Annotated in this window: 10 protein-coding genes; 5 read left to right on the top strand and 5 right to left on the bottom strand. The window is 68.1% G+C overall.

The window, feature by feature from the left end:
• On the top strand, positions 1 to 882 hold an 882-nt coding region (locus tag BLA15945_RS32620), incomplete at its 5' end, for an efflux transporter outer membrane subunit (protein WP_174994296.1).
• Between the two features lie 405 nt (positions 883 to 1,287).
• Here BLA15945_RS32620 and BLA15945_RS32615 read toward each other — a convergent pair.
• On the bottom strand, positions 1,288 to 2,664 hold the full coding sequence (locus BLA15945_RS32615; protein WP_044844484.1) for a nucleobase:cation symporter-2 family protein: 1,377 nt from the start codon (positions 2,662 to 2,664) through the stop codon (positions 1,288 to 1,290).
• A gap of 439 nt (positions 2,665 to 3,103) precedes the next feature.
• On the opposite strand from BLA15945_RS32615, the gene BLA15945_RS32610 reads away from it, so the two are divergent.
• The 3 genes from BLA15945_RS32610 (at position 3,104) to fghA (ending at position 6,737) form a co-directional block, all read left to right on the top strand.
• On the top strand, positions 3,104 to 4,540 hold the full coding sequence (locus BLA15945_RS32610) for a xylulokinase (RefSeq protein WP_059233325.1): 1,437 nt from the start codon (positions 3,104 to 3,106) through the stop codon (positions 4,538 to 4,540).
• Between the two features lie 225 nt (positions 4,541 to 4,765).
• Positions 4,766 to 5,872, top strand: coding sequence for an S-(hydroxymethyl)glutathione dehydrogenase/class III alcohol dehydrogenase (locus tag BLA15945_RS32605; protein WP_011353045.1), 1,107 nt, complete (start codon positions 4,766 to 4,768; stop codon positions 5,870 to 5,872).
• A gap of 16 nt (positions 5,873 to 5,888) precedes the next feature.
• Positions 5,889 to 6,737, top strand: coding sequence for an S-formylglutathione hydrolase (fghA, locus tag BLA15945_RS32600; RefSeq protein WP_174994295.1), 849 nt, complete (start codon positions 5,889 to 5,891; stop codon positions 6,735 to 6,737).
• Positions 6,738 to 6,866: 129 nt separating this feature from the next.
• On the opposite strand, the gene BLA15945_RS32595 is transcribed toward fghA, so the two are convergent.
• From BLA15945_RS32595 to BLA15945_RS32580, 4 genes are read right to left on the bottom strand one after another with little or no spacing between them, the layout of a single operon-like run.
• Positions 6,867 to 7,649, bottom strand: coding sequence for a metal ABC transporter permease (locus BLA15945_RS32595; protein WP_027810962.1), 783 nt, complete (start codon positions 7,647 to 7,649; stop codon positions 6,867 to 6,869).
• On the bottom strand, positions 7,642 to 8,532 hold the full coding sequence (locus tag BLA15945_RS32590; protein ID WP_059233327.1) for an ABC transporter ATP-binding protein: 891 nt from the start codon (positions 8,530 to 8,532) through the stop codon (positions 7,642 to 7,644). The genes BLA15945_RS32595 and BLA15945_RS32590 overlap by 8 nt, the downstream gene beginning before the upstream one ends.
• A gap of 14 nt (positions 8,533 to 8,546) precedes the next feature.
• Positions 8,547 to 9,461, bottom strand: a complete 915-nt coding sequence (locus BLA15945_RS32585; RefSeq protein ID WP_174994294.1) for a metal ABC transporter solute-binding protein — start codon at positions 9,459 to 9,461, stop codon at positions 8,547 to 8,549.
• A 46-nt stretch (positions 9,462 to 9,507) separates the two neighbouring features.
• Positions 9,508 to 9,969: a Fur family transcriptional regulator gene (locus BLA15945_RS32580; protein ID WP_011546084.1), complete on the bottom strand. Its 462-nt coding sequence runs from the start codon at positions 9,967 to 9,969 to the stop codon at positions 9,508 to 9,510.
• 329 nt (positions 9,970 to 10,298) lie between these two features.
• Between BLA15945_RS32580 and BLA15945_RS32575 the strand changes: the two genes are divergently transcribed.
• Complete coding sequence (locus BLA15945_RS32575) at positions 10,299 to 11,075, top strand: L-iditol 2-dehydrogenase (protein ID WP_059233329.1); 777 nt, start codon at positions 10,299 to 10,301, stop codon at positions 11,073 to 11,075.
• Positions 11,076 to 11,092 lie beyond the last annotated feature (17 nt).

Raw genomic sequence — 11,092 nt, 5'->3', positions numbered from 1 at the left:
ACCAAGCTGCAGTTCGACAACGGCACGGGCTCCGAGCTCGAGCTGCGTCAGGCGCAGACGGTGGTCGAGACGGCGCTCGCAAACCAGCAGGCGCAGGCGCGTGCCCGCGCACAGGCGCTGAACGCGCTGGTGCTGCTGATCGGCGAGCCGCTGCCGGACGACCTGCCGGCGGGCATGCCGCTCGACGCGCAGAACCTGCTGACGGACGTGCCGTCCGGGTTGCCGTCGGATCTGCTCACGCGCCGTCCGGACGTGATGCAGGCCGAGCAGACGCTGCTGGCCGCGAACGCGAACATCGGCGCGGCGCGCGCGGCGTTCTTCCCGAAGATCTCGCTGACGGCGGCGTTCGGCACCGCGAGCCCGACGCTGGGCGGCCTGTTCAAGGCCGGCACGGCGGCGTGGTCGTTTGCGCCGAACATCGCACTGCCGATCTTCGAGGGCGGCGCGAACATCGCGAACCTCGATCTTGCGCACGTGCAGAAGCGCATCGAGATCGCGAACTACGAGAAGGCGATCCAGTCGGCGTTCCGCGAAGTGTCGGATGGCTTGGCCGCACGCGGCACGTACGACCAGCAGATCGCGGCGCTGGAGCGCAACGAGCACGCGCAGCAGCGCCGTTTCGATCTGTCGGACCTGCGTTACAAGAACGGCGTCGACAGCTACCTGTCGGTGCTGACCGCGCAGACGGACCTGTACTCGGCGCAGCAGACGCTGATCAGCGCGCGTCTGGCGCGCTGGACGAACCTGGTCGACCTGTACCGCGCCCTGGGCGGCGGGTGGGTCCAGCGCGCCGGCGAGACGCCGCGCGCGCCGGATGCACCGGTCGACTACGACAAGGCGGCCGCTCCGGCGGCGGCGTCGGCGGCAGCGACGAACGGGTAAGCGCAAGGAAGGGCAGGCGCGGGAAACCGCGCTTGTTCTTCGAACCGGCTGTACGCGTAAGCGAAACGCCACGGATGCAAATCCGTGGCGTTTTCTTTTGTACTGTCGAATCGTGCGGGAGAGGATCGTTGTCGTGACGATGAGTGCGTCGCGTCCTGCTTGCGCCGTACATGCCAATCACGCCAATCACGCCAATCACGCCAATCACACCAATCACACCAATCACACCAATCACGCCAGTCCGGGCGACCATCGGTATCCAGCGCAGCGTGCTGCGACCAGTATTCACGGGCAAGACGCGATCGCCCTTGCGCCGGTCCTGTCCGGCACCCGCCAAGCAAAAACGCCACGGCATGCCGTGGCGTTTTGCGTTACCGCTTCGCACCGTCGTCCGGCGCGGGGCGATCAGTGGTGCACGTCGGCGGGACGCCCGTCGAAGTCGTGTCCGGCGCGGCGGATGTCGCAGCGCGCATCCTTTTCTCCTTTCACGCCGTTGAACACGATGTTCAGGATCACCGCCGTGGCCGATGCCAGCAGGATGCCGCTGTGCAGGATCGGGGCGAGCGCGGGCGGCAGCTTCGAGAAGAAGTGCGGCGACACGACCGGCACGAGGCCCATGCCGACGCTCACGGCGACGATGAACAGGTTGTGCGAGTTGTTCACGAAGTCGACCTTCGACAGCACCTTGATGCCGTTCGCGGCCACCATCCCGAACATCACGATGCCTGCGCCGCCGAGCACGAACGGCGGCACCGATGCGACGACCTGCGCCATCTTCGGGAACAGCCCGAGCAGCACGAGGATCACCCCGCCCGTTGCACACACGAACCGGCTCTTCACGCCCGTCACGCCGATCAGGCCGACGTTCTGCGAGAACGACGTATGCGGGAACGAGTTGAAGATGCCGCCGATCAGCGTGCCGAGGCCGTCGACGCGCAGGCCGCGCACCAGGCGTTCCTGGTTGACCGGGCGATCGACCATGTCGCCGACCGCGAGGAACATGCCGGTCGATTCGATGAACGTGACGAACATCACCGTGACCATCGTCACGATCGACAGCGGGTCGAAGTGCGGCATGCCGAAGTGGAACGGCATCACGATGCCGACCCACGGTGCGTGCGCGACGCCGTCGGTATTGACGCGGCCGATCGCGAACGCGATCGCGAAGCCGGCGACGATGCCGAGCAGCACCGAGATGTTCGCGATGAAGCCGCGGCCGAACTTGTTGATCATCAGGATCAGCGTCAGCACGAGCAGCGACAGGCCGAGATAGACGGGGCTACCGTACTCGGGGTTGCCGACGCCGCCGGCCGCCCAGTTGATGCCGACTTCCATCAGCGACAACCCGATCACCGCGATCACGGTGCCGACGACCACTGGCGGGAAGAACCGCAACAGCTTGCCGATCATCGGCGCGAGCACGATGCCGATGATGCCGGCCGCGATCGTTGAACCGAAGATGTCGAGAATGCCGAGGCCGGGGTTCGTGCCGATCGCGATCATCGGGCCGACTGCCGCGAACGTGCAGCCCATGATGACGGGCAGGCGGATCCCGAAGATCCACAGGCCCAGCGTCTGGATCAGCGTGGCGATGCCGCACGAAAACAGATCGGCGCTGATCAGGAACGCGATCTGGTCTTTCGGCAGCTTGAGCGCCGCGCCAACGATAAGCGGCACGGCGACAGCGCCGGCGTACATGACGAGGACGTGTTGCAGGCCAAGCGTAACCAGCTTGCCGGTCGGCAGCACTTCATCGCACGGATGGACCGTGTTCGATTGCATCTGTCTCACTCCATGATCTTGTTTTCGGGGTGATACGAAGTTATGCGGAATGAATCCACGCAACAAGAGCGCTGGGTACTATTCCGTTCTTTGCTGGTTCGATATGCCAATTCGGCATGGAACAGGGTGTCGATCATCGGGAAACAGCCGCAGGAGTGAGGTTCCCCGGTTTTATAGCCCTTCAAAATAGCGCCGGCCCCCATGTCAAATATAGGCCGCTTTATGGTGTGTATCGGGCGATGCGCATAGTGGCAAAAAGGGGTGTCGAAAAATCGCGCCGGGTTAACCCGCGAACGGCCGCTTTTGCTCGCAAGGTGCAGCCCGGTGAAACCCGGCGGCCGGCCGTACTTTCGACGCGTCCGCGTGGTGGCAAAAACCGGGGCGCACATCGCGATCCCGTTATCATCGAGATCCGTTCATACGAATTTGCCTATCCGTCATGCGCCTGCTCGGAATCGACCTCGGCACCGGCTCCGTCAAACTCGTCACGCTCGATGCCGATGGTGTCGAGCGGGCAGTCGCGAGCGAACCTTATGCGCTGTCGGCACCGCAGCCCGGCTGGGCCGAGATCGCGCCCGACGCGTGGTGGCAGGCGCTCGTGCGCGCAGCCGCGCGGCTGCCGGCCGGCGAGCGCGCGCAGGTCGCGGCGATCGGTTTCTCGGGCCAGATGCACGGCGCCGTGCTGATCGACGCGGCCGGGCAGCCGGTGCGGCCCGCGCTGCTGTGGCCCGACACGCGCGCGGTGCGCGAAGCGGACACGGCCGCCTGGCCCGTCGCACCGAATCCCGTCGCGCCCGGCATGGCTGGCCCGCTGTTGCGCTGGCTGGCCGCGCACGAACCCGATGCGCTGCGCTCCGCGCGCTGGGCCGTGCAGCCGAAGGACTGGCTGCGCATCGCGCTCGGCGGCGACGTCGCGGCCGATCCGAGCGACGCGTGCGCGACCGCGCTTGCGACACCCGATGGCGCGTGGGATTTCGCGTTGATCGACGCGCTCGGCCTGCCGGCCGACCGCTTCGCGCCGGTGATGGCGTCGACCGCGCGCTGCGGCACGCTCGGCGCGCAGGCTGCCGCCGCGCTCGGGCTGCCTGCCGGCGTGCCGCTTGCGACGGGCGCGGCCGACACCGCCTGCGCGGCGCTCGGCAGCGGGCTGCTCGCCGCAGGCGACGCACTGCTGACGACCGGCAGCGGCGGCCAGATCGTCGTGCTCGCGGATGCGCTGCCGCCCGCGCGGCGCGGACTGCATCGCTATCGCACCGCGGCCGGCGGCGGCTATTACACGATGGCCGCGATGCAGAACGTCGGGCTTGCGCTCGAAGCCGTGCGCGGCTGGCTCGGCTATGCGGGATGGGCCGACGCGTATGACGATGCATTTGCGCAGCCGGCGTCGGAACGGCTGTGCTTCCTGCCGTACCTGACGGGCGAGCGTTCGCCGTGGATGAACCCCGAAGCGCGCGGCGGCTGGCTCGGCCTCGGGCTCGGCGATACGCGCGGCGCGATGATGCGCGCCGCGTTCGAAGGCGTCGCGTTCGCGTTGCGCGCGGGGCTCGATGCGATCCGCGATGCCGAGCGCGGCGACCTGGTGGCGACGCTGCGTCTCGCGGGCGGCGGCTCGGTCGATCCGCGCTGGCGCCAGTTGCTCGCCGACGCGCTCGGCGCGTCGCTGTACGCGATCGATTGCCCGAATGCCGCGACGCGCGGCGCAGCGCTGCTCGCGGGCGTCGCGATCGGGCACTGGCGCGAAGACGCGTTGCGCGCGCTGGCGCCGGCCGCGTCGCCGGTCGCCGCGCCGCGCGACGACCGCCTGCTGGCCGCGCGCCACGCGCGCTTCATCGATCTGTACGCGCGCACGGATGCATGGTTCACGGCGGGCGTTTAAACTCGAACACTTGTTCTTTTGCGTCAGCGATGACGCATCGTGGCAAGCCGGCGGCCGTTTCCCGCACGCGGTGCGTGGCGGGACCGGCCATCATGGCGAGCACGGGATGCTTTCTTCGTGTCGCGCGCGATGCCGCGCGGCACGGCTTCGACAGCTTTGCATGGAACCCGGCGGGCGCCGAAACGCGCGTGCGGGCCGACCTCACAGACACACAGGAGTGACACGATGAAAACGAAAGCCGCGATTGCATGGAAGGCGGGTGCGCCGCTGACGATCGAGGAAGTCGATCTCGAAGGGCCGCGCGCAGGCGAAGTGCTGATCGAAGTGAAGGCGACGGGCATCTGCCACACCGACTACTACACGCTGTCGGGCGCCGATCCGGAAGGGATCTTCCCGGCGATCCTCGGCCATGAAGGCGCGGGCGTGGTGGTCGACGTCGGCCCCGGCGTCGGCACCTTGCGCAAGGGCGATCACGTGATTCCGCTCTACACGCCCGAATGCCGCGAGTGCAAGTTCTGCCTGTCGCGCAAGACCAACCTGTGCCAGAAGATCCGCGCGACGCAGGGCAAGGGCCTGATGCCCGACGCGACGTCGCGCTTCTCGCTCGACGGCAAGCCGCTGTTCCACTACATGGGCACGTCGACGTTCTCGAACTACATCGTGGTGCCGGAAATCGCGGTCGCGAAGGTGCGCGAGGACGCGCCGTTCGACAAGATCTGCTACATCGGCTGCGGCGTGACGACGGGCGTCGGCGCGGTCGTGTATTCGGCGAAGGTCGAGGCGGGCGCGAACGTCGTCGTGTTCGGCCTCGGCGGGATCGGCCTGAACGTGATCCAGGGCGCGAAGATGGTCGGTGCGGACAAGATCATCGGCGTCGACATCAATCCGAAGCGCGTCGAGCTCGCGAAGAAGTTCGGGATGACGCACTTCATCAACCCGAACGAAGTCGAGAACGTCGTCGACCACATCGTGCAACTGACCGACGGCGGCGCCGACTACTCGTTCGAGTGCGTCGGCAACGTGAAGCTGATGCGCCAGGCGCTCGAGTGCACGCACAAGGGCTGGGGCCAGTCGTTCATCATCGGCGTGGCGGCAGCGGGCGAGGAAATCAGCACGCGTCCGTTCCAGCTGGTGACGGGCCGCGAGTGGAAGGGCTCGGCGTTCGGCGGCGCGCGCGGCCGTACCGACGTGCCGAAGATCGTCGACTGGTACATGGAAGGCAAGATCAACATCGACGACCTGATCACGCATACGCTGCCGCTCGAGCGGATCAACGAAGGCTTCGACCTGATGAAGGCCGGCGAGTCGATCCGTTCGGTCGTGCTGTACTGACCGGGAGCGCATCGCCATGCTCGAACTCGTTTCCTCGCATGCGTGCCACGGCGGCGAGCAGCGCTTCTACCGTCACGATTCGGCGGCCATCGGCCTGCCGATGAAGTTCTCGGTGTACCTGCCGCCGCAGGCGGCGCACGGCCGCGTGCCGGCGCTGTTCTATCTCGCGGGGCTCACGTGCACCGACGAGACGTTCGCGATCAAGGGCGGCGCGCAGCAATACGCGGCGCAGCACGGCATCGCACTCGTGATGCCCGACACGAGCCCGCGCGGTGCGGGCGTGCCGGGCGAGACCGAGGCATGGGATTTCGGCGTCGGCGCGAGCTTCTACGTCGATGCGACCGAGGCACCGTGGTCCAAGCATTACCGGATGGAATCGTACGTGACGGGCGAACTGCGCGAGCTTGTTGCGGCCGAGTTGCCGATCGACGGTGCGCGGCTCGGGATCTTCGGTCACTCGATGGGCGGGCATGGCGCGCTGACCCTCGCGCTGCGTCATCCGGGCCTGTACCGGTCGGTGTCGGCGTTCGCGCCGATCGCCGCGCCGACGCGCTGCCCGTGGGGCGAGAAGGCGTTCTCGGGTTACCTCGGCGACGATCGCGACGCATGGAAGGCGCACGACGCGAGCGAGCTCGTCGCGCGCGCCGATGCGCCGAAGTTCGCGGACGGCATCCTCGTCGACCAGGGGCTGGCCGATCAATTCCTCGCGAACCAGCTGAATCCCGACGTGTTCGAGGCCGCGTGCGCGAAGGCCGGCCAGCCGCTGACGCTGCGCCGTCATCCGGGCTACGACCACGGTTACTACTTCATCTCGACGTTCATCGCCGATCACCTCGCGCATCACGCGCGGGTGCTGGCCCGGTGAGCGGGAAGGGACGCAGATAACGCGTACGGCGTTCTGCGCGAACTCGCGGACGCATGAAAAAACGCCGGCGCTGCCCTCGGGCACGCCGGCGTTTTCATTTGCGTCGGGCAGCGATCCGTCGGGCAGCGATCAGTTGCGCCGCAACAGGCTCGCGCCGTACACGAGCGCCGACAGCGCGGTGATCCAGAAGCTGGTCGGCCAGTCGGTGTGATAGGCGAGCACGATGCCGGCCCACGCCTCGAACAGCGCGAACAGCGCGGCGAGCAGCACGCCCGTCGACAGCCGCGTCGACACGTTCTGCGCGGCCGCAGCCGGCCCGACCAGCAGCGTGAACACGAGCAGCACGCCGACGATCTGCGTCGCCGCGGCCACCGCGAGGGCGCACACCGCGAGGAACAGCATCGACACCGTGCGCAACGACACGCCCTTGGCTTCGGCCAGTTCCGGCTGCAGCGATGCAAACAAGAGCGGCCGTGCGATCAGCGCGAGCGCCGCGAGGCTCACCGCGCCGATGCCCGCGAGCACCGCGAGCGTGTCGTGGCTGACCGCGAGCACGTTGCCGAACAGCAGCGCGGTGACCTGCGTTGCGAACGACGTATAGAAATGCAGGAACAGCAGGCCGAAGCCGAGCGCGCCCGACAGGATCACGCCGATCGCGACGTCGCGGCCCGCGAGCTTTTCGCCGAGCGCACCCATCCCGATCCCGGCCGCGAGCGTGAAGCCGACCATCCCCCAGATCGGCGAGATGCCGAGCAGCACCGCGCCCGTCGCGCCCGTGAAGCCGACGTGCGACAGCGCATGGCCCGCGAAGGTCTGCCCGCGCAGCACCAGGAAGTAGCCGACGATGCCCGCGAGCACCGCGACGATGCCCGACGCCGCGAAGGCGTTGATCATGAAGTCGTATTCAAACATCGTGCGAATGCCCGGGATGAGCGTGTCCGTGGTGGTGATGGCCGTGGCCGCCGCCACCGCCGTGCGAGTGACCGTCGTCGTCCTCGTGTTCGTGGTCGTGCTTCTCGATCTCGACGTCGCCCGACATCACGAAGATCTTGCCGTTCACGCGCATCACGTCGATCGGCGACCCGTAGAGCCGCGACAGCACGGGCTTCGTGATCACCTCGTCGACGGTGCCGAGCGCCGCGACGCCGTTGCCGAGATACAGCACGCGGTCGAGCGCGTTCAGCAGCGGATTCAGTTCGTGCGCGGAGAACAGCACGGTGATGCCGAGCTCGCGCTGCACGTTGCGCACGAGTTCGACGACGCCGCGCTGGTGGTTCGGGTCGAGGCTGATCAGCGGCTCGTCGAGCAGCAGCAGCTTCGGATTGCCGAGCAGGCACTGCGCGAGCAGCAGGCGCTGGCGCTCGCCGCCCGACAGTTCCGACAGCGGCCGGCGCGCGAGCGACGGGCCGCCGACGAGATCGAGCACGCGATCGACGTCGCGGCGCGTGGCCGCGTTCGTGTGCGGCAGCCCCCAGCGGTGGCCGTCGGCGGCCATCGCGACGAAGTCGTAGCCGCGCATCCGGCGGTTCGCGAGGCCGCTCCTGATCTGCGGCATGTAGCCGATCGACGGGTTGCCGCGCACGACCGGCACGCCGCCGACGGACAGCGTGCCGGCCGACACGGGCACGAGGCCGAGCACCGCGCGCATCAGCGTCGTCTTGCCCGCGCCGTTCGGCCCGAGCACGCCGACGAATTCGCCGGGTTCGATCGAGAAGCTGACATCGCGCAGGATCGTGCGTCCGCCCAGTTCGAGCGTGACGCGATCGACGGCGAGTGCGTGGGGAGTGTCGGTCATGTCGTTACGGTTGTTTATTGCTTGCCGGCCGACAGCGCGTTGCCGAGCGCGTCGAGCTGGCCGGCCATCCATTGCTGGAAGGTCTTGCCGGCCGGCTGCGTCTCGGTGACGCTGACGGTCGGCACGCCGCCGTCGCGCGCGATCTTCAGCATGCGCCTGGTCATCGGTTCTTCGGCCTGGCTGTTGTAGATCAGCACGCGCACCTGCTTCTTGCGCAGGTCGTTCTCGAACGCGGCGACGTCCTGCGCGCTGGCTTCGGTGTCGTTCATCGTCGCGAGCTGGAAGCGCTGGTTGCGCATGTCGAGACCGATCGCGTCGGACATGTAGCCGAACACGGGCTCGGTGGCCGTCACCGGCACGCCCTTGTACTTCGCGCGCAGCGCGGCGACCTTGTCGTCGACGGGCTTCAGCGACGCGACGAACTTCTGCAGGTTCGCGTCGTACTCGGCCTTGTTCGCCGGGTCGGCACGGCCAAGCTCGGCCGCGATCGCGCGCGCGGCGGCCGGCATCGTCGCCGGGTCGTACCACAGGTGCGGGTTGTCGCCGGCCTTCTTGCCGACCAGGTTGGCGACGACGATCGTCGCGCGCTTCGCCTGCTTCGACGCGCCGAGCAGCTTGCCCATCCACGGATCGTAGTCGGCGCCGTTGTAGATCACGACCTGCGCGTGCTGGAGCGCGCGGGCCGTCTTCGGGCTCGCTTCGAACAGGTGCGGATCCTGGTCGGGATTGCTGAGGATGCTCGTGACCGCGACGTGGCTGCCGCCGATCTGCGTCGCGACGTCGCCGTAGAAATTCTCGGCGGCGACGACGTTGACGGTCGCGGCCTGCGCGAACGCGGGCGCCGCGAGCGACAGCGCGGCAACGGCGGCGGCGAGCCAGCGGACAGGCGACAGGGCACGCCGCGGCGCGCGCTTCAGGGCAATGGACATGGAACTCCTCGTGGGAAGGGGCGGCGCGTGGCCGCGCGATTCGGCGTCAGCGTTGCGCGGGCTTGCGCTTGCAGTGCCCGCACAGGCCGCTCAGCTCGACGACCTGGTGGTGGACTTCGAAACCGTGCGCGGGCTCGCTCGCGGACAGCTGCTTCGCGAGGTCGCCGCCGGGAATCTCGACGGTGTCGCCGCACGAATCGCAGATCAGGAACTGGCCTTCGTGCGGCACGCCGATCTCGCAGCACGCGAAGAACGCGTTCTTCGATTCGATCCGGTGGATGAAGCCGTGCTCGACGAGGAAATCCAGTGCGCGATAGACGGTCGTCGGCGGCACGCGGCCGCGCTGCGGTTCGAGTTCGGCGAGCAGGTCGTACGCGCCGATCGGGCGCTGCGCGGCCAGCACGCGTTCGTAGACCTGGCGGCGCAGCGGCGTCCACGCGAGCCCGTGCTCGGCGGCGAATGCGTCGGCCCGGGACAGCCGGGCGTCAATGGACGATGAGGTAGCCATGGCGTGAAGCAGGGCGATGAAACACAGTATGGCGATGATATAACGTATCGTCGCGCCGTGCAGCGCGATTTCCCCTTTCCGTCCTCGCTTCGTCCCCTTCATCGCCGGTCCCACTGCGCCGCACCGCGCGCCCCGCGCCTTGCCGGGCGTACGCAACGGGCCGCCGTCGTGCGCCGCCGTGCCGCAGCGCGTCATAGAAAGCCGTCACGTCGTCTTGACAGCGCGAATCGCGTATCCGATCATTCGATCAACAACAGAGCAATTGATCGGTCAGCGAGCGTTCGCTCACCTCGTGACCGTCGTACAGCAGAACGAACCGGAGACAGCCAGTGAGACTGGAAGACAAGGTCGCGATCCTGACGGGCGCCGCAAGCGGCATCGGCGAGGCGGTCGCGCAACGCTATCTGGACGAGGGCGCGCGCTGCGTGCTCGTCGACGTGAAGCCGGCAGGCGGCTCGCTCGCGCGGCTGATCGAGGCGAACCCCGGCCGCGCGGTGGCCGTCACCGCGGACGTCACGCGCCGCGACGACATCGAGCGGATCGTCGCGACGGCGGTCGAGCGCTTCGGCGGCGTCGACATCCTGTTCAACAATGCGGCGCTGTTCGACATGCGCCCGATCCTCGACGAATCGTGGGACGTGTTCGACCGGCTGTTCTCGGTCAACGTGAAGGGGCTGTTCTTCCTGATGCAGGCCGTCGCGCAGCGGATGGTCGAGCAGGGGCGCGGCGGCAAGATCGTCAACATGTCGTCGCAGGCCGGCCGTCGCGGCGAGTCACTCGTTTCGCACTACTGCGCGACCAAGGCCGCGGTGATCAGCTATACGCAGTCGGCCGCGCTCGCGCTCGCGCCGCACCGGATCAACGTGAACGGGATCGCGCCGGGCGTCGTCGACACGCCGATGTGGGAGCAGGTCGATGCGCTGTTCGCGCGCTACGAGAACCGTCCGCTCGGCGAGAAGAAGCGGCTCGTCGGCGAAGCCGTGCCGCTCGGCCGCATGGGCGTGCCGGGCGACCTGACGGGCGCCGCGCTGTTCCTCGCGTCGGCCGACGCCGATTACGTCACCGCCCAGACGTTGAACGTCGACGGCGGCAACTGGATGAGCTGACGTGGCGCCGCTCGCAC

Source organism: Burkholderia arboris (assembly GCF_902499125.1).
In the GTDB taxonomy this organism is placed as follows: Bacteria; Pseudomonadota; Gammaproteobacteria; order Burkholderiales; family Burkholderiaceae; genus Burkholderia; species Burkholderia arboris.
Note: the sequence above shows the minus strand (reverse complement) of the source record. Positions and strands in the feature narration are given on the sequence as shown.